General features: G+C 49.6%; 15 protein-coding genes. 9 read left to right on the top strand and 6 right to left on the bottom strand.

Features of this window, described 5'->3' with window-relative positions; all coding sequences use genetic code 11:
- Positions 1-117 precede the first annotated feature (117 nt).
- Positions 118-1,629, top strand: a complete 1,512-nt coding sequence (locus ACFSUC_RS18040; protein ID WP_379931040.1) for a zinc ribbon domain-containing protein — start codon at positions 118-120, stop codon at positions 1,627-1,629.
- Positions 1,630-1,726: 97 nt separating this feature from the next.
- On the opposite strand, the gene ACFSUC_RS18035 is transcribed toward ACFSUC_RS18040, so the two are convergent.
- Positions 1,727-2,722 carry a zinc-ribbon domain-containing protein gene (locus ACFSUC_RS18035; RefSeq protein ID WP_379931039.1) on the bottom strand — a complete coding sequence of 332 codons (996 nt, stop codon included), beginning with the start codon at positions 2,720-2,722 and terminating at the stop codon, positions 1,727-1,729.
- Positions 2,723-2,895: 173 nt separating this feature from the next.
- On the opposite strand from ACFSUC_RS18035, the gene ACFSUC_RS18030 reads away from it, so the two are divergent.
- Positions 2,896-3,720, top strand: a complete 825-nt coding sequence (locus tag ACFSUC_RS18030) for a lipoate--protein ligase family protein (protein ID WP_379931038.1) — start codon at positions 2,896-2,898, stop codon at positions 3,718-3,720.
- Between the two features lie 3 nt (positions 3,721-3,723).
- Here the strand turns inward: ACFSUC_RS18030 and ACFSUC_RS18025 are convergent, their stop codons facing one another.
- Positions 3,724-4,467 carry an alpha/beta hydrolase gene (locus ACFSUC_RS18025; RefSeq protein WP_379931037.1) on the bottom strand — a complete coding sequence of 248 codons (744 nt, stop codon included), beginning with the start codon at positions 4,465-4,467 and terminating at the stop codon, positions 3,724-3,726.
- Between the two features lie 228 nt (positions 4,468-4,695).
- Between ACFSUC_RS18025 and pdhA the strand changes: the two genes are divergently transcribed.
- The 6 genes from pdhA to hflC all read left to right on the top strand — a co-directional run bounded on the left by pdhA (position 4,696) and on the right by hflC (position 11,595).
- Positions 4,696-5,778 carry a pyruvate dehydrogenase (acetyl-transferring) E1 component subunit alpha gene (pdhA, locus tag ACFSUC_RS18020; protein ID WP_379931036.1) on the top strand — a complete coding sequence of 361 codons (1,083 nt, stop codon included), beginning with the start codon at positions 4,696-4,698 and terminating at the stop codon, positions 5,776-5,778.
- Positions 5,779-5,781: 3 nt separating this feature from the next.
- Positions 5,782-6,762 carry an alpha-ketoacid dehydrogenase subunit beta gene (locus tag ACFSUC_RS18015; RefSeq protein WP_379931035.1) on the top strand — a complete coding sequence of 327 codons (981 nt, stop codon included), beginning with the start codon at positions 5,782-5,784 and terminating at the stop codon, positions 6,760-6,762.
- 33 nt (positions 6,763-6,795) lie between these two features.
- Positions 6,796-8,088 carry a dihydrolipoamide acetyltransferase family protein gene (locus tag ACFSUC_RS18010; RefSeq protein ID WP_379931034.1) on the top strand — a complete coding sequence of 431 codons (1,293 nt, stop codon included), beginning with the start codon at positions 6,796-6,798 and terminating at the stop codon, positions 8,086-8,088.
- 6 nt (positions 8,089-8,094) lie between these two features.
- Positions 8,095-9,501, top strand: a complete 1,407-nt coding sequence (lpdA, locus tag ACFSUC_RS18005; RefSeq protein ID WP_379931033.1) for a dihydrolipoyl dehydrogenase — start codon at positions 8,095-8,097, stop codon at positions 9,499-9,501.
- Between the two features lie 226 nt (positions 9,502-9,727).
- Positions 9,728-10,729: an FtsH protease activity modulator HflK gene (gene hflK / locus ACFSUC_RS18000; RefSeq protein ID WP_379931032.1), complete on the top strand. Its 1,002-nt coding sequence runs from the start codon at positions 9,728-9,730 to the stop codon at positions 10,727-10,729.
- Entirely contained in the window at positions 10,726-11,595 is an 870-nt protein-coding gene (gene hflC, locus ACFSUC_RS17995; RefSeq protein WP_379931031.1) for a protease modulator HflC, read from the top strand. Before hflK ends, hflC begins: the two co-directional genes overlap by 4 nt.
- Before the next feature lie 154 nt (positions 11,596-11,749).
- Here the strand turns inward: hflC and ACFSUC_RS17990 are convergent, their stop codons facing one another.
- From ACFSUC_RS17990 to motA, 4 genes are all read right to left on the bottom strand, one after another.
- Positions 11,750-12,682: an NAD(P)-dependent oxidoreductase gene (locus ACFSUC_RS17990; RefSeq protein ID WP_379931030.1), complete on the bottom strand. Its 933-nt coding sequence runs from the start codon at positions 12,680-12,682 to the stop codon at positions 11,750-11,752.
- A 63-nt stretch (positions 12,683-12,745) separates the two neighbouring features.
- On the bottom strand, positions 12,746-14,047 hold the full coding sequence (locus ACFSUC_RS17985; RefSeq protein ID WP_379931029.1) for an aminotransferase class I/II-fold pyridoxal phosphate-dependent enzyme: 1,302 nt from the start codon (positions 14,045-14,047) through the stop codon (positions 12,746-12,748).
- Between the two features lie 454 nt (positions 14,048-14,501).
- On the bottom strand, positions 14,502-15,380 hold the full coding sequence (locus ACFSUC_RS17980) for a flagellar motor protein MotB (protein WP_379931028.1): 879 nt from the start codon (positions 15,378-15,380) through the stop codon (positions 14,502-14,504).
- On the bottom strand, positions 15,355-16,170 hold the full coding sequence (gene motA, locus ACFSUC_RS17975) for a flagellar motor stator protein MotA (protein ID WP_379931027.1): 816 nt from the start codon (positions 16,168-16,170) through the stop codon (positions 15,355-15,357). Before motA ends, ACFSUC_RS17980 begins: the two co-directional genes overlap by 26 nt.
- Before the next feature lie 222 nt (positions 16,171-16,392).
- Here motA and ACFSUC_RS17970 point away from each other — a divergent pair, with 222 nt between their 5' ends.
- Positions 16,393-19,728 carry a choice-of-anchor I family protein gene (locus ACFSUC_RS17970; protein ID WP_379931026.1) on the top strand — a complete coding sequence of 1,112 codons (3,336 nt, stop codon included), beginning with the start codon at positions 16,393-16,395 and terminating at the stop codon, positions 19,726-19,728.
- Positions 19,729-19,887: the final 159 nt, after the last annotated feature.

Genomic DNA, 19,887 nt, shown 5'->3' with positions numbered 1-19,887 from the left:
CAAAAAAAGGGGATAACGAGCGTCTGTCGAATTATCTGATACGGTGCCAACTTGCCTGAGGCATGATATACTGGCACTGGAGAACCTGATGAATGGGATCCATAGGGGGAATTCGCAGTGAAAAAATGTCATCAATGTGGAGAATCTATCGAAAATGAGCATCGGTTTTGTGCAGCATGTGGCGCAGATTTGAATCTGCCAAACATAGATCAAGAGACAGACACCACCTATCCTCGCTTTGTCAGCCATACGGAGGAAACAGCGAAGGTTGGCGGAAGCCGCTTCATATTTAAACGTCGTTTCAAACCTATGATCTGGATACCTCTTGCCGTCTTATTCTTATTGGCCATCGTGGCCGTTAGCGGCTGGTTTGTCGGCAGCCACTATACATCTGCCTCATATGCCATTGATCAATTGGAGCAATCGATTGAACAGAAGGATGCCGAGGGCGTTTTGAAATGGCTGGACAATGAAAACAGCGACTTCAAAATTGACGAATCCCAGGTAGATAGTTTTATAGCGGTTATGAATGAACATCGTTCGTTCATGAGCAAGGTATTTGACCAGCTTCGCGCGCAGGAAGCAGCCGACAGCAATACGGACTCCGATCAGAAGCTGAATGTATTCGGCTCCGAAGCGGAAGCGATAAGCGGTGATCAGGCATTCTCGTTTCTGTCCTTGAGACAGGAAGGGAAGAAATGGTTTTTCTTCGACCGCTATGTATTTGACGTACAGCCCTTTTATCTCGAAGTTCAGACGAACTTCAAGGGAACCAAGCTGTATATTAACGATGAGAAGGTAGCAACGGCTGATCGGGTGGATTATCAGCGCCGCTTTGGACCGTATTTGCCGGGAGAATATAAAGTCAAGGCCGTATATGAGGGTGAATACGGCAAGCTTCAAGAGGAATCTGAGGTTGATCTGTTTGAACAAGAGCAAGCGAGCATGGATCTTAGCCTCAATGGGGCGTATGTGATGGTCTTCGCCAGTGATCCAGATGCACAGCTTGTAAGCAACGGCACCGCAGGGGAGACCATTCCAGCCAGTGGGCTGCAGATCGGCCCTGTACCACTGGACGGCTCCATTCAGTTGAAGGCCGTAAAAACGTACCCGTGGGGAGAGGTGGAGAGTCCTGCCTGGTCCATCGAGGATGATCAGGATATCTATCTGGACCTGAATCCGGTTACAGCCCAGTTGCAGGATGAAGTCCAGCAAACAGTGAACGAATTCGCCGTGTCGTGGATTGAGGCGTATACGCAGCTTGATCCTCAGCTTCTGCTGCATGTCGATGAAGAGCGAAGAGCCTTTCACCAGGATGATATGGATGATCTGCTGAAGCAAGGTTTACTCATTACCGGAACACCGAAATCAGCCGAATATGATGTAGAGAGTTTGACGTTCAATCAGTATGAAGACAACATTGAAACTACGATTGATGTTCGGGTTCTCTATGATATGAGTGTGTACTATCAGAATGAAGAACCGGAACTGACGGAGTATGAATATATGTGGAGAGTTTATCTGGATTATGAGGCGGACAGTGGCAAGTGGGTCATCTCGGGTATTGAGAATATGTATGTATTCAATCCAAGCCAGAGCAAGCTTGTCGATCTCTCGAGTACGATTTAATGGGTGGCCAGTACAGGCAGGCATCTATTATGCCAGCATAGATAAAGGCTAAGAAAAAAACGTCTGGCACCATGGGGTCCAGACGTTTTTTTGAGGTTTAAGTCAAAATGCCGAAATAGAGGACGAACAGGACGACAAAGGCACCCAGCGAGACGTAGAGAGGATCATATTTCTCATTTTTCTCGTTGTGAAACGAAAAGATGCATAGCGCGAGTGCCAGCGCCAGACTGAGCAGGGCGAGAAGCAGGACATAGAAACTTAATTCTACACTGACCAGGCTGGCCAGCGCGAGCAGTGTAAACATGGCTGCAGGAACGACCAGATAGGATGCATAACGAACGGTTACTTCCCAAATATCCAGGTTCGTTTTCATCAGTCTGCTAGCCATGTAGGCAAGTCCTGCTCCAGCTGCAATCATAATGGCCATCCCGATGAGCGGCTTGAGGAAGAATTCCACAAACTCATTCCGGTTTTCCGTAAATGAAAAACCGCTATTGACACTAAACAAAGCCTCAAGAAACGGATTCTGCGTAGACATGAGGTAGTAGGCCAGCGAGAAAAGGAACACAAATACGCCCAAATGGATCAGGCCGTTGGTCTTGTCCGTGGCGGCCGTCACCCTTCTGCTGCGCTTGGTGGGTTGCTTGAGATGGGTCAGCAGAAACTGCCCATAGTCCTTTAATGCTGCCACAACGGGATTGGGCGCATCCGGGGCTTTGACGATGGCCGTTTCACTGACCTCGGTGGAAGGCAGGGAAGCAGCGTGTGCCGTTGCCGCTGTTCCCATCGTCGCTGTTTCAGCAGGTGCTGTTCCTGCAGTCGTGCTGAAATGTTGGGCGGTCTCCACGGTTATTTCAGGCTTGTCTTCGACAGGCTCAGGCGTCTTAAAAGCAGGAAATGCTTCCCGGCTCATGGCTGACACAGGTTCGGTTGCAGCACCTGCTTCATACGTCGAGGCCTCAGCTTCATGGAATGATTGAGAAGCGTCCAACTGCTCTTTCATTTCTGCTTGCTCTGTGGTAATCTTTTGTCCGCAAGATGTGCAAAATCTAGCATTCTCAGCTAACGGCTGTCCGCATGCTGTACAAAACATGGATACATCCTCTCCTTTATGTGACGATGGAATATAACTAACAAAGCACTATTCGACAAGAGGTAAAAAAATCCTGCTCGTATTTTGCGGATATCACCATATTTAACCACTTATTATTCGAATGGCAGGGTTGGATATCATATAAACCGTTGTGAAAGAGGTGAAGCATCAACATGAAGAAAAATTTTCCTTCGCACTGGATGATGATTGAACATGATTTCCATGTCGAAGATGATTTGCTCATTCCGTTCGCCCTGGAAGAAGTTATCACGCGGGAGGTTGGGCAAACCGGCATACCTGCCGTACATATGTGGACCCATCCACGCGGATTCGTGATGGGTCTTCGGGATCGCAGACTGCCGGGAGCTGTGCAGGCGATGAGCGGGCTAGAGCAAGAGGGACGCAAAGTCATTGTGCGTCATTCGGGTGGTGCCGCGGTGCCGCTGCATGATGGGGTACTGAATGTGTCGTTTATACATCCCAAGCCGACGGGCTCGATTGATTTCCATCATGACTTTAAGGTCATGGTGGAGTTTTTGGCGGAAGCTTGTCAGAGGCTCGGGGTTCGATTTGAGGTAGGAGAGATTCAAGGCTCGTATTGCCCGGGTGATTATGATCTTGCGATTGGCGGGAGGAAATTTTGCGGGATAGCCCAGCGCCGCCAGACGAAAGCCTATCTGGTTCATGCCTTTATCGTCGTTTCAGGCAGCGGTGCGGAGCTGGCAGAGCGGGTGCGGCAGTTTTACGCGGAGGCATCAGAAGGAGATGATTCGCTGTCATATCCACGCATTGTACCTGCTCAAACAGCCAGCCTGAATGAACTGACGGAAGGCCGGATCGATACGGTCGATACGTTGAAGGAGGCGATTCGTCAGACGGTTTCTGCCCATGCAGACAGACTGACGATGCATGCAAGCTACGCCTCCATCGAACAACCGATCCTGGAGCAAACGGAACAGATGATGGAACAGCTGCGGCAGCGTTACGAAAAACGATAGAGGCTACAGTGCCGTGTCATCCCGATAGAAGAAGGCCAGAGCCTCCGGAATTTCATTTTGCCAGAAGCCCCACAGATGCCGGCCGGGCTTCTCTGTGTAATGGAGACGGGCATTTCGTTCCTCCAGCAGTGTTTGGCACGTTCGATTGAGCGCCAGGAAATCAAAAGTGCCACGGTCCGTTTGAACGGCCTCTTCCTCTGTGCCAATCAGCATGTACATGTGCAAATGAGACAAATCAGACTCCAATTGGAGTCTTTTTTGTGTGGATGGGAGGAAAGCACCGGACAAGCTTATGACCTTTGTGAATAATTCAGGATGATCTAAGACAAGATGAAGAGAGACCGTTCCTCCCAGGGAATCTCCTGCCAGTATGCGTTCTGCCGCCGTGTTTCGAACAGCGTAGTTTTCTTCTACATAGGGAAGCATTTCATGGGCAAAAAAGTGCCGATAAGCTTCATAACGTTGACCGTCTGGCGCATATTCCTCGGTACGCTGGGGCAGGTTGACATCAACGCCCACGATGACAAACGGTTCCATTCCTTCGTCGAGAATCATTTTGGTTGCATGTGTCGCGATCCGGCCAAAGTTGAAGAATTCTTCTCCGTCCTGACAGTAAATGACGGGATAGGAGTTTAGCTCTTCGTATCCGGGGGGTAAGAAAATGCGTAGGGATCTTTCCTGATCCAGTGTGTGGGAGTAGATTTGTTCTTTGACAATGGTGCGTTTGTAATATTTGGCGTCGTCCATGTTCGTCTTCCTTTCCATACTGGTTTAAAAAAAACTTAAAAAATCAAAGAAAGAAGATAGAAATTTAGTGATCTGTATTATATAATTGTTTTAACTGTTATATATGATTTAATATTAAATCCTTAGAATTTACAAGAAAGCCGTCTTAACCTGTTCTAACACAGGAGTCCGAAAATGGTATAACAGAGTAACACACAGTCCAATATTTTGAACGAGGTGAATGGTTACATGAGCAAAATTTCGCATGAGGTTTTCACGGAAGAAGTGAAGCCTTTATCCATTCTTTCACCATCTGGTGAAGTTGTAAACCCGGATTTCATGCCAGAGCTTACCGATGATCAGTTGAAAGAGCTACTCAGAAGAATGGTCTATACCCGCGTATGGGACCAAAGAGCGGTCAGCTTGCAGCGTCAAGGTCGTCTGGGCTTCTACGCACCGGTATCCGGACAGGAAGCATCGATGGTGGGCAGTGAATTCGCTTTGGAAAAAGAAGATTTCGTATGTCCGGGCTATCGCGACATGCCGCAGATTGTATGGCACGGCTTGCCCATGTATCAGGCGTTCCTCTATTCCAGAGGTCATCAGCATGGCGGAGAGATCCCGGCTGACGTCAACGTATTGATGCCGCAAATTATTATCGGCGCCCAGATCGTTCAGAGCGCTGGTGTGGCGATGGGTCTGAAAAAACAAGGCAAGAAAAACGTCGTCATTACGTATACCGGTGACGGAGGAACCTCCCAGGGAGATTTCTATGAAGGCATGAACTTTGCAGGTGCTTTTGAATTGCCGGCCATCTTCATGGTTCAAAATAATGGTTATGCCATTTCCACGCCATTCGCCAAGCAGACTGCTGCGAAGTCCATCGCTCACAAAGCGGCTGCAGCAGGTATTCGCGGTGTACAGGTAGACGGAATGGACGCCCTCGCGGTCGTGAAGGCTGTACAGGATGCAAGAAAGCATGCGCTTGAAGGAACACCAACCCTGATTGAGGCCATTACGTATCGTTTCGGCCCTCACTCCATGTCCGGGGACGATCCTACGAAATACCGGACAAAAGAGGAAGAGCAGGAATGGTCCGAGAAAGATCCACTCGTTCGGATTCGCAAATATGCGGAGAGCAAGGGGCTATGGTCTGAGGAAGAGGAGAATCAGGTTATAGAGACCGCGAAGAAAGACGTAGCAGAGCAGATCAAAAAGGCAGAGACGGTAGACAAGATGACGATCCCTGGCTTAATTGACAGCATGTTCGAAACGACGCCTGCTCATTTGGAAGAGCAGAAAGCTCAATATTCTGCTAAGGGGGATAAGTAAGTCATGGCACAAATGACAATGATTCAAGCGATAAATGACGCAATGCGTGTAGAGTTGGAGCGCGATGAAAAAGTGCTTCTCTTCGGTGAGGACGTTGGAAATGTCGGCGGTGTATTCCGTGCAACGGAAGGATTGCAGAAGCAATTCGGTGAAGATCGCGTATTCGACACCCCGTTGGCCGAGTCGGGAATCGGTGGTTTGGCGATCGGTCTTGGCGTGACCGGATTCCGTCCGATCGCGGAAATTCAGTTCATCGGATTCATTTTTGAAGCCATGGACTCGATCTGTGCGCAAGCTTCCCGTATGCGTTACCGTTCCGGCGGACGTTATAACAGCCCGATTGTATTCCGGACCCCATTTGGCGGCGGTGTGCATGCACCAGAGCTGCATTCAGACAGTCTGGAAGGACTAATGATGCAAACACCGGGAATCAAAGTGGTAATCCCGTCCAATCCATATGATGCGAAAGGCCTTCTGATTTCGGCCATTCGCGATAATGATCCTGTCTTCTTCATGGAGCACCTGAAGCTGTATCGTTCCTTCCGTGGCGAAGTGCCTGAAGGGGAATATACCGTTCCAATCGGCAAAGCCAATGTTGTGAAGGAAGGTTCTGATGTGACCGTGATTGCGTACGGTGCGATGGTACACACGGCACAGAAGGCAGCAGAGGAAATCGAACAATCCCAAGGCGTAAAGGTAGAAGTTATCGACCTTAGAAGCCTTGTTCCACTTGATATTGAAACCATTGTAGCGTCCATTAAGAAAACCAACCGCGCGATTGTCGTTCAGGAAGCACAGAAGTCAGCGGGTGCGGCGGCGGAAATCATCGCCCAAATCAATGAGAAAGCCATTCTTCATCTGGAAGCGCCAGTTCTTCGCGTCACGCCGCCGGATACGGTGATCGGATTTGGAGAGGTTGAGAAACAGTGGTTGCCAGATCCTGCAAGAGTAATCAAGGGCATTCAGGAAGTCTTGGACTTTTAATTCGGGATAAGAGCGCAAAGGAGGACAAACAAGGTGGGAATTTTCCAATACAAGTTTCCAGAGCTGGGTGAAGGGTTGACGGAAGGCGAAATCGTCAAATGGAACATCAAGGCTGGAGACAAGATCGAAGAAGATGACATCATTATGGAGGTGCAAAACGACAAGGCTGTCGTGGAAGTGCCTGCTCCGGTTACAGGAACGGTAAAAGAAGTGAAGGTGGAAGAGGGAACGGTCTGCACGGTGGGAGATATCGTGGCACTGTTTGAAGTAGAAGGCGAAGTAGAAGGCGGCGGCGAAGCAGCTGCAGAACCTGAAGCAGCCTCTGCGGCCCCTGAGAAAGCCAAAGAAGAAGAGAAGAAAGAAGAGCCAGCCGCTGCTCCTGCAGCTGCGGGAAATGCAGCGGATATTGATCCGCGTGAAGTACTGGCAACACCGAGTGTCAGAAAGCTCGCTCGCGACAAAGGCGTGGATATCCGTCAAGTTCAGGGTACAGGCAAAAGCGGAAAAATCACCAGGGAAGACGTGCTCTCCTTCGCAAATGGTGATGCTCCTGCAGCAACAGAAGAGAAACAGGAAGCAGCCTCGGGCAAAGCGCCGTCTGCTCCGGCTGTTCCACAAGGAGATCGTCCGGAAGAACGCGTAGCGCTGAAAGGCATTCGCAAGGCGATTGCAGGCGCGATGACCAAATCCGTCTACACAGCTCCGCATGTTACCATCATGGACGAAGTAGACGTGACCAAACTGGTAGAGCTTCGCAAGAAAGCAAAGCCGGTTGCAGAGCAAAAGGGTGTCAAAATTACGTATCTGCCTTTCATCGTGAAGGCGCTAGTAGCGGCTGTGCGTGAATACCCGGCGCTCAATGCTTCCATCGATGATGAGAAGAGCGAGATCGTATACAAGAAATATTACAATATCGGAATTGCTACAGATACAGACAATGGTTTGATTGTGCCAGTTATTGAGCATGCAGACCGCAGAAATATCTGGAACATCGCAGATTCCATCCGTGATCTGGCGACGCGTGGCCGTGAAGGCAAGCTGGCTCCTAATGAAATGAGAGGCAGCACGATCAGCATTACCAATATTGGTTCTGCAGGCGGCATGTTCTTCACTCCGGTTATCAATCATCCGGAAGTTGCAATCCTGGGTACAGGCCGTATTTCGGAGAAACCAGTTGTCAAAGATGGCGAGATCGTTATCGGTCAAGTGATGAACCTGTCCTTGAGCTTTGACCATCGTCTGATTGATGGTGCGACCGCTCAATATGCCATGAACTATATCAAGAAGTTGCTTGAAGACCCAGAAATGCTTGTCATGGAGGTGTAAGGAATCATGGTAGTAGGAGATTTTTCAACAGAAGTAGATGTTGTCGTTGTTGGAGCCGGTCCAGGCGGATATGTCGCTGCGATTCGTGCAGCCCAGCTCGGTAAATCAGTCGTAATTATTGACAAGGGAACAGTAGGCGGCGTATGTCTGAACGTAGGCTGTATTCCTTCCAAGGCATTGATCTCTGCTGCACATCGTTACGAGAACATTGTCCATTCCGAAGAGATGGGCATGACTGTGGAAGGTGTGAAAGTTGATTTCGCCAAGGTTCAGGAATGGAAGCAGGGTGTCGTCAACAAGTTGACTGGCGGTGTCAGTTCCTTGCTGAAAGGGAACAAGGTTCAGGTCGTGCAAGGCGAAGCCTATTTTATAGATGAGAATACCGTTAGCGTCAGCAATGAGGATGACAGCCAGCGGTTCAAGTTCAATCACTGCATTATTGCGACCGGTTCACGCCCGATTGAGCTGAAAGCCTTCCCGTATGGTGAGAAGATCATTTCCTCAACAGGCGCGCTTGTGTTGCAGGAAATTCCAAAGAGCATGGTTGTCATCGGCGGCGGATATATCGGCATTGAGCTGGGTCAAACCTATGCCAAGTTTGGAACGAAGGTGACGATTTTGGAAGGTTCCGATGCGGTTCTCCCAGGCTTTGAGAAGGATATGACGCGTTATGTGTCCAAAAACCTGAAGAAGCTGGAAGTGGACGTGCATACCGAGGCGATGGCCCAGGGGTATACGGAAACAGACGAAGGTATGGAAGTCTCCTTCACGGTAAAAGGGGAAGAGAAGAAAGTGACGGCTGAATACGTACTCGTTACGGTAGGTCGTCGTCCAAATACAGACGAAATCGGGCTGGAAGGCATCGGCTTGAAGATGACCGATCGCGGATTGATCGAGATCGACAAGCAGTGCCGCACCAGTGTCAAGAACATCTATGCGATCGGGGACATCGTAGAGGGCTTTGCGCTTGCGCATAAAGCTTCTTATGAAGGCAAGATCGCGGCAGAAGTATTGGCCGGTCAAAATAGTGTGATCGATTACAAGGCGATTCCTGCTGTTGTATTCTCCGATCCGGAAATGTCCAGTGTCGGCATTACCCAATCTGAAGCCAAGGCTCAGGGAATTGAAGTCGAGATCGGCAAGTTCAATTTTGCTGCCAATGGTCGCGCATTAGCGATGAACTCGGCTGAAGGGTTTGTGAAGATCATTGCGGACAAGAAAACAGGCGTGGTCCTGGGTGGACAGGTCGTTGGACCGGAAGCGTCCAACCTGATTGCGGAGCTGGGTCTTGCCGTAGAAACCGCGATGACACTTGAGGATGTTTCCTTGACGATCCATGCGCATCCAACGCTCGGTGAGATCGTCATGGAATCTGCGGAAGGCGCGCTCGGACACGGCGTCCATCAAATGTAATCGAATGCTCATACCGAAAGCAGATCAAAAGCGGACCCTGTTTATGGTTCGCTTTTTCTGCTGAATGCTGCCCTGCAGAGGCATAATATGCACGGGGGCAGCGTACATATCCCGGGTAAGGGCAAGCGTTAACGTCCCCTCTCCGGGGCTTCTCCCAAACAGTTGAAACCAGATGGAGAATACAACGTATAAGTAAGGTAGTTTAATGACAGAAAGGGGATCAAACATGGATCAGGATCAATTCGGTTCCCAAAACCGAAATCAAAATTTTGAAATGCCGAAGCTGCCGAAAGGGCTGATCAAGAAAGTGATCATCGGCTTGATTATCGTGGTGCTGTTAGCGTTTGGAACGACCATGTTCTATACCGTAGAGGAGCATGAGAAAGCAGCCATCCTGACATTCGGACAATTTTCCGGCACCTCTGACGCCGGATTGCACTTCAAGCTTCCCTATCCGATTCAAGATGTTGTAATTGTACCGGCGAATCGGACACAGAAAACGTATATCGGATACCGTGACTACAATGGACAGATTGAAGTGGTGGAAGAGGAAGCGCTCATGATTACAGGGGATGAGAACATCGTTTCCGCGGATGCCGTCGTCGAGTGGAAAGTAAACAATCTGGAGCATTACCTGTACAATATTGAAGACCCGGAGCAGTTTCTTCGCAATTCCGCCAGCGCCTCCATCCGTTCCGTTATTGGGTCGTCCAAGCTCGATTTTGCGATCACAGATGGAAAGACCGTCATTCAGACGGAGGTAAAACAGAAGCTGGAAGATCTGCAAACCCGTTATGAAACCGGCATTCAGATTATCGACCTGAAATTCCAGGATATCGAGCCGCCAGAAGGTGAAGTTCAGCAGGCATTTAAGGAAGTAACCAATGCCCGTGAAGAGAAGAACACGAAGATAAACAATGCCCAAAATTACAAGAATGACAAGCTGCCAAAAGCACGCGGGGAAGCACAGGCACTCATCGAGAATGCGGAGGCAGAGAAAAAATCCCGTGTACTGAATGCACAAGGGGACGTAGCGAAGTTTAACGCCATTTATACCGAATATGCCAATAATCCTGGGGTTACGCAGCGTCGTCTCATTCTGGAGACGCTGGAGAAGATCATGCCGAATGCCCAGATTATTGTAACGGATCAGAGCGACAGCACGGTTAACTATTTGCCGCTCAACGATTTCCTGAAAGCACCGAAGAAAGGAAGTGACGCACAATGAAGAAAAGCTGGATTGGGGTCCTCATCGGAGCCGTTATCGTCTTGATCCTGTTCTTTTCCTCGGTCTTCATTGTGAAAGAAGGCGAGATCAAGGTCGTCTTGCAGTTCGGTGAAGTTCAGGATATTCGGGATACACCAGGCATTCAGTTTAAAATTCCGTTTATTCAGTCCGTCAGTGCTCTGCCGAAATATCAAAAAATATACGACAGCGAGCCGACTAGCATTTTGACCAAGGACAAGAAGCCGATTATCGTAGACAACTATACGATCTGGCGTATTCGCGACCCACAGAAATTTCTGCAAACGCTGCAGACGGTTGAAAGTGCGGAAGGCCGAATCGGAGATGCGGTGTATAATACCGTTCGCAGAAAGCTGTCGGAGATTGAATACGGCAACATCATCAGTGAAGATACGGCACGCGGAAATCTCAACGTTGAAGTGACAAAAGAAGTCGCCACCATTCTGGAGCGTGACGGATACGGTATCGAGATTACAGATGTTCGAATCAAACGTACCGATCTGCCAGAAACGAACAAACAGAGTGTATACAACCGGATGATCTCTGACCGGAAAGCGATTGCGGCTCGTTATCTCTCTGAAGGGGATGAGGAATCCCGTAAAATCACCTCCAATGCCGACCGTCAAGCCAAGGAAATTATTGCACAGGCCCAGGCCGATTCCAAGCAAATTATTTCCGAAGGTGAGCAGGAAGCGGCCAAAATCTACAACCAGTCCTATGGCAAGGACCCTGAGTTCTACAGTCTGTACCGGACACTGGAGAGCTATGGCACGACCCTCAACGGCGATCCAATTATCATGCTGCCGATCAACTCTCCATATGCGAGAATTTTGATGGGTGAGGAATAGCTTGGGATAACAAAAGAAGGTGGCAGGAGCCTAATCGCTCTGTCACCTTCTTTTCGTATTTATCCTAGATGCCATTTCATATTCTGATGATTGATCTTCTATTTCTCCGCATGCATGCTTGTATCAATCGAATAAGGGGCGTTCTTTCAATTGCTTACGATTCCGATTTAGCGTGTACGTTCTTCTCCTCCATCATAGCGGCAAATGCCGGATCATCGATCAACTTGAACAGCGCCTGTGTGCCGCTGTCTGCATCTCCTGATTCTGCCAATAGCTCATACAATGACTCGGCCAGGGCCAAGCCAGGGGTCTTAATCTTCAGCGCTTGGGCGGATTCCAGTGCAATCTTCATATCCTTGATAAAATGCTTCACATAAAAGCCAGGTGAGAAATCGCCTTGGATCATCCGAGGGCCTAATTGACTGAGTGACCAGCTGCCGGCAGCGCCGGATTCGATGCTCTTCAGAACGTTCATCGGATCAAGTCCCGCCCGCTTCGCATACGCCAAGGCTTCACAGACGCCCATCATATTGGAGGCGATGGCAATCTGGTTACTCATCTTCGTATGCTGACCGGCTCCAGCACCTCCTTGGTGCACGATGTTCGTGCCCATAGCTTGCAAGAGTGGTCGTACCGCATGGAAGGCATCCTCGTCCCCACCCACCATGATGGACAGCCGGGCTTCCCTCGCGCCAATATCTCCGCCGGATACCGGCGCATCCAGCGCGTGAATTCCCTTCTTCCTGGCTTCGGCATAGATTCTTTCCGCCAAAATCGGACTGGAGGTGGTCATATCCATGACGTAAGTTCCCTTCCGGGCATGCTGAAGAATTCCCTGCTCGCCCAGATACACTTCTTCTACATCCTTGGGATAGCCAATGATGGTAATGAGGACATCCACCTGCTTGGCAAGCTCAGCCGGGGAATGGCTCCACTCGGCTCCCATGTCCAGCAATTCCTGGGCCTTTGCACTCGTTCGGGTATACACCGTTAGCTTGTACCCGGCCTTGATCAGATTGGCTGCCATCCCCCGTCCCATCACGCCGGTTCCGATAAAACCAATTCGAACATCCGTATCGATTGTCATAGCGAACTCTCCTTCAAGGTAATGGTTAAGGTTCTTCTGCTGCCGTTCAGCTACGTGCTAGGGTCACCGTGGCGGTTCCGATAAGCGCTTATCCAAGCTTACCAACTGAACGCAGATACACAGGACTTCAATGGCTTTCTCCAACTCTTCCAGGGAAGGGTAGGTGGGCGCAATTCGGATATTGCGGTCCCGGGGATCTTGTCCGTACGGGAATGTAGCCCCTGCGTGCGTCAGTGTTACACCGGCTTGCTTAGCCATAGCCACTACTTCTCGGGCACAGCCGTCTAAGGTGTTGAGGCTGATGAAATACCCGCCGTTCGGCTTGCTCCACGTAGCAATGTTCATGTCGCCTAATGCTGCTTCCAATTTTTGCAGCACGACATCGAACTTGGGTTTAATAATAGCCGCATGCTTCTCCATATGCTGTTTCATTTGAGCTGCATTTTTCAAAAAACGGACATGCCGCAACTGATTCACCTTATCGGGGCCTATAGTTTGTATGGAAAGCTTTTTGCGAATGAATGTCAAATTGTCTTCGCTGGCCGCCATCACCCCGATCCCAGATCCGGGAAAAGTCACCTTAGAGGTAGAGGTATACATAAACACACGATCCGGATGTCCGGCTTCCTTACAAGTAGCCAAGATATTCTTGAGCTCATCCGGCTGATCCGTTAAATGATGAACCGTGTAGGCGTCATCCCAGAAAATTCGGAAGTCCTTGGCTTTCGTACGCATGGTCGCAAGCCGGTCTACCGTACGGTCGGAATAGGTGATACCTTCCGGGTTGCTGTATTTTGGGACGCACCAGATCCCTTTGATCTGATCATCTTCAGCTATCAAACGTTCCACTTGATCCATATCTGGTCCTTCCGGTGTGAGATCTACGATGATCATTTCAATCCCGAGCAGTTCACAAATGGCGAAATGCCTGTCGTATCCGGGACTAGGGCACAAAAACTTGACTTTGGGGAGTCGTCCCCACGGTAGCTCGCTGCCCGGCAGACCGAACAGCATCGCGTTCGTAATCGTATCGTGCATCATGTTCAGGCTCGCATTTCCGCCGATGATAACTTCCTGCGGACTCACGCTCAGCACTTCAGCGAATAATTCTTTCGCTTCAGGAAGGCCGTCAAGACCTCCATAATTGAGACAATCCGTGCCGTCTCTGGCTTGAATCGGTTCCTTGGCGTCCAGGATGGTCAGCAGTTCCTTGGAAAGCTCCAGCTGTTCAGGACACGGCTTCCCTCTGGACATGTCTAGCTTTAACTCTTGGTTCTGGTATTCCTGATAGCGGAACCGCAAGTTCGTATAGAGACCCTTTAATTCCTCTTCACTTCGTTGTAGATCGTCTATCCTATTATCCATATTTGCCTCCTTGGTTAACTGTCGTTATCATCCTTTGTATTCCACAATACCATTTTATAAGCGGTTACGGCCAGTTGAGAACGGAATGATCGCGGTCACTCTTTATTTTTTCTTCATGATATCCCAGATGTTTGATCAGGGAGTAAATTCAGAGCGAAGAAGAATCTTCGATGGTTGATCATCCCGACACAGAATATAAGAAGACCCCAGGTATGTGTCAGAGATCATAAATAGATAAGTCAATCCATTCGAACTCTTCTGAATGGCATGAGGGGTAATGTCGCTTGTACCCTCTACGCATGTATATCCAGTACATATCACTCATCTATCTGCACCGCGAGCTTTTTGAGTTTCATATCGTAGGCTTCCAGCAAGCGCGATCAGCAATAAAATGCATCAAATAAAAAAGTGAGTCGATAGATTTTCGACTCACTCTGTTTGGACTTGCTGCGATTTAATTGACTGTCGATACTTCAATCTTCTCATCCGTGAAGTTTCTCAAGATGGAGACTTCTACGCGGCGGTTTTGTTGTCTGCCCGCGTTGGTTGAGTTGTCCGCGATGGGATGATACTCTCCATAGCCGATCGGACTAAAGTTCTTCGGATCGAGACTGGTATTCCCGAGAATAATCTTCATAAAGTTCAGGGCTCGCTTGGAGCTTAGATCCCAGTTGGACGGAAATTCCTCGGTACTGATCGGCACGTTGTCCGTATGGCCTGCTACCAGCACTTTGTATTCCGGGTAGCCCTCCAGCATCTGGCCGATCGCCTTGGCGACCTTTTCTGCTTCTGATTTGACGGATGCGCTGCCGGACGGGAACACGGCATTGTCACGAATCGTAATCATCAGGGAGGACTGGTTGAGCTTTGTGCCAAGCTGGCTCGTGAGGCCGTTTTGGGCAATGTATTGATCCAATTGTTTTTTCAGCGTTTCCAGTTCCTGCTGCTCTTTCTCCATGAGCGCCTTGCGGGCTTCTTCTTCCTTTATACGTTCCTGCTCGGCTGAATCCGGTGCCTGAGCCGTATCCGGATTATTGTTGTTGTTTTGTCCGGCCTGGCCAGGCGGTTCTTCGTATTCGGCTTCTGAATCGCCGGGGTCGCTATCTACCCCTAGATCGCTGATCTGAACGGCACTGGTAGAATCGAAGAAGCTGGCGCCTCCATTGAATGCTGAATTCATGGATCGCTTAAGTTCATCGAATTTTTTCTGATCAATCTGACTGGAGGCAAATAATACAATAAAAAGGGCAAGTAGCAGGGTCAGCAAATCGGCATAGGGAATCAGCCACGTCTCATCGATATGCTCTTCATGATGCTCCTTGCGCTTCTTCATTTAGTCCCTCCCCTTTCGGGTCCTCATCTGCCTGTTTGCGTTCTTCAGGTGTCAGGAACACAGACAGTTTCTGGCTGATTGCAATGGTGGAAACACCGGACTGGATCGACAGCAAGCCTTCTACCATCATGAGCTTGATATCAACCTCCTGCTTCGACAGGCGCTTCAGCTTGTTCGACATCGGATGCCACAAGACATACCCGGAGAAAATACCGAACAGGGTCGCAACGAAGGCCGCAGCAATCGAATGACCGAGCTTGTCAATATCGGACAAGTTCCCCAGCGCTGCGATCAGACCGACAACGGCCCCTAGCACCCCGAGTGTAGGGGCGTATGTACCTGCTTGCTGAAAAATGGAAGACCCGATGCGATGCCGATCTTCCATGGCTGAAATATCTTCCATCAATACGTCACGAACAAAGTCGTGATCATTTCCATCAATAATCATCCGCATCCCGCTGCGGAGAAAATCATCATCAATTTCCTCGATTTTCCCTTCCAGCGCCAATAATCCTTCTCTTCTCGTAATGGATGCCCATTCGACAAAAATCTGAATCAGTTCTTTTTTGGAGAGCAGCTTTCGCTCTACAAAGATTAGCTTGAACAACTGGGGCATTTTCTTCATATCTGACATCGGAAAGGCGACAAACAACGAGGCGGCAGTCCCTCCGAAAATTATCAGCAGAGCGGCATAGTTTAAGAGAACGCCGACACCGGCTCCTTTCAACACCATCCCCAAACCAATTGATATGACGGCAAGACCAATACCGATAATGGACGACTTTTCCATACATACACTCCTTCAGTCTGCATAATCCGCATAGGTAGTGATTCGACAAGAGGGGTCAAAATCCTTCCTGCTGCGCTCCTTCTGTCGAACCAAATTGGGTAAATACAAAAGACCTATTTTCATTCATTTACAAATGCTTAAACTGTGGCTAACAATCTCTTAATACGCATGACGTAGGCTGGGATAGAGTATGAGAGTGATAGAATGGAGGAATAGGAGCAAATGATGAAAAAAATCCTTACGGGTATCATCGGTAGTCTGTTGCTGGCACAATCTGTACTTGTAGGTACGGCAGGTGCAGCGGAGCAGGGACTTGCACAGGCATCAGGATCACCAGGTCTGTCCATTCAGTACATTGCACAGTACAGCAGTGGTGCAGAGGTGGATGAGGGCGGAACGGAGATTGTGGCGTATGACGCGAAGACCGCTCAACTATTTTCCATTAACGGAGCAGAGAAGGCGTTGGAAATCCTGGATTTGTCCCAGCTTGAAGGTGGAGATGCCTTTACAAGCCTTTCGCTCACCAAACAAATCAAACTCGCAGATCTTGATGAACAGCTTGCACAAGTCAGTGATATGACCAGCGTAGCCGTCAGCCCGCAAGGCGATTATGTCGCCGTTTCTGTGCCCGCTGAACCGAAAACAGACGCAGGTTATGTCGTCTTCTTTCATATGGACGGCAAGTATGCTGGTCATGTGGAGGTCGGATCGCTGCCGGATATGGTGACGATTACTTCGGATGGCAAGCAGGTGGTCGTAGCCAATGAAGGTGAGCCCAGCGATGATTTGACGCTCAATCCGAAAGGGTCAGTCTCGATCATTTCCATAGATAACGGATTGGATACAGTTACACAGGAAGATGTGACCACCCTATATTTCCAAGGAAATATCAAGGGATTGGATCAGGTTCGAAAAGTGAATCCGGATGCCACGCTCGCGGAGGATGTGGAGCCGGAATATGTACGCATTGACGGCAACGATCAGAAAGCGTATGTCGGGTTGCAGGAAAATAATGCGATTGCGATCGTAAACCTGGAGACCTTGAAGATCGAGTCTGTACATAACCTCGGTTACAAGGACATGTCCATGGAAGCAAACGGCATGGATGCTTCAGACAAGGATGATCGCATCCACATTACACCTTATCCGGTACTAAGCATGTATCAGCCCGATACCCTGGCCCTGCTTGAGCAAGATGGGGAGACCTATTTGCTGACAGCCAACGAAGGGGATGCCATGGATTATCACGGTTTTTCAGAGGAAGCGCGCGTGGCAGATATCGCCGATCAGGTGATGCTGAATGAAGCGCGATTCGCTGGCTTTTCGCAGGAGGAACTGGATGCCTGGGTGGAAGCAGGCGGTTTGACGGACCCGGCACAGCTTGGACGCTTGAAGGTGACGACTTCCGCGCCGGTTAACGCAGAGGGAAAATATGAAGCCATTTATGGTTATGGAGCTAGATCTTTCTCGATCTGGAACACGAAGGACATGTCCCAGGTGTATGATAGCGGCAACGACTTTGAAAAACGGACCGCTGCGATCATCCCAGACTACTTCAATTCAGATAACGATGAGAATGAAGCAGACAAGCGCAGTGATGACAAAGGACCGGAGCCGGAGGCCATTGCAGTTGGAGAGCTGGATGGTTCATCGTATGCGTTTGTCGGACTGGAACGCACGGGCGGCATCATGGTGTATGATGTGACCGATGTGACGCAGCCAGCCTTCGAACAATATGTGACGACTCGACGTTACGAAGGGGAAGACATTGCGGGGGATGTAGCCCCTGAAGGGATGATCTTTGTTTCTTCTGAGCACAGTCCGACCGGGGAAGCCTTGCTGATCGCTGCGCATGAAGTGAGCGGAACGATTGCGATCTATGAAGTAAAGACGAAGCCGATGCATGCTTCCATTACCATTTTGCATACGAACGATTCGCACGCCAGAGTATTCGAAGGGAAATATGACGGCATGGGATTTGCAAAACTGGCTACACTCGTTGAGCAATACCGGGATATGAATGAGCATACGCTGCTTCTGGATGCCGGAGACACCCTGCACGGAACGAATTTTGCTACACTCGTTCGCGGTTCCAGCATTGTAGAGGTACTGAATGAAATCGGCTATGACGGTATGGCGCCAGGCAATCATGATTTTAATTATGGATATGAGCGGTTGAAGGAACTGGAGAAAGAAATGAACTTTCCGCTGTATAGTGCCAATGTTCGAGACAAGGCAACGGGTGAACGTGTATTTAATCCGTATGTCATTGAAGAGATAGATGGATTGAGACTGGGTATCTTCGGTCTCAGCACACCGGAAACCCATTACAAAACCCATCCGAAAAATGTAGAGCATCTCCTGTTTACGGACCCGGTCGTTGAGGCACAGGGAATGGTGCAAATCCTGGAACGTCAAAATGTGGATGCCATTATTGCGGTTACACACTTGGGGATTGACGAGTCCAGTACCGATACCAGCATCAAAGTGGCAGAAGGCGCACCGGGCATTGATCTGATCGTCGACGGTCACAGTCACACGACGCTGGTTGAAGGTCTGGAAGGGGCGAACGATACCCTGATCGTGAGCAGTGGAGAATATACGAAGAACCTCGGAGTGGTAGAACTGACCTTCGAAGCAGGTGAGTTGACAGATGCTGCATCCAGGCTCATCTCCAAGGAAGAAGCAACCGACGTAGCGGAACATCCGGAAGTGGTAGAGGTTCTGCAGCGGATTGAGAAGGAACAGGAAAAAGTTTTGTCGCAGGTAGTTGGAAGCACGAAGGTCATCCTGGATGGGGAGCGCGAGCAGGTGAGAACCGGAGAGACCAATCTGGGTAATCTGATTACCGATGCGATGCTGCATATGACCCGTGCCGATGTGGCCCTGACAAACGGAGGCGGTATCCGTGCTTCGATTGAAGCCGGTGAGATAACCAAGGGAGATGTGATCACCGTATTGCCTTTCGGAAACTATATCGTGACCAAGGAAGTGACCGGGGAGCAGATTATAGCAGCACTGGAGAACGGTGTTTCGGCCTATCCGGAGGCGAAGGGTGCCTTCCCGCATGTTGCCGGCATGACCTATCAGATTGATGCCAGCAAACCGGCAGGTGAGCGGGTGCATCACGTGAAGATCAAGGGGCAGCCGATCGACTTGAAGGCTAGCTATGTGCTGGCAACGAACGATTTCTTGGCCGCAGGTGGAGATGAGTACGAGATGTTTACCGCTTCGCCCATTCTAAATGAGTATCCGGCTTTGGATGAAGCCCTGATCACGTATATTCAGGAGCGCGGCGAAGTAAAGAGCAAGGTCGAAGGTCGGATTACAGCTGCAAAGGCCTCACAGGCAGACAGCAAGCCGGAGCTAGCCCTTCCGCAGCATCCAGATGACAAGCCGGCTCAACAGCCGAAGGTCTATGTAGTACGGGCCGGTGACACGCTATATCGCATTGCGATCCGACATGGTGTAACCTGGCAGGAAATTCAGGCACTCAATAAACTCAGCAACCCGCACCTGATTTATCCGGGGCAGAACATTCAAATTCCTGCTTCCTGATTATGATTTGACTGATCGACGGGAGTCACGAGCCAAACGAATCACAAACGACGATGAGCGAAGCATGGGACCATGGATGAGGATGGCCTATCACAAAGCGTATAATCAGACCTCAGACGAGAGCGTGCAGGCGAAAGTTCCTGCATGCTTTTTGTCATG

The sequence above is a fragment of the Marinicrinis sediminis genome (assembly GCF_042685085.1).
In the GTDB taxonomy this organism is placed as follows: domain Bacteria; phylum Bacillota; class Bacilli; order Paenibacillales; family KCTC-33676; genus Marinicrinis; species Marinicrinis sediminis.
The sequence above is the reverse complement of the archived record's forward strand: the minus strand, read 5'-3'. Positions and strand labels throughout refer to the sequence as shown.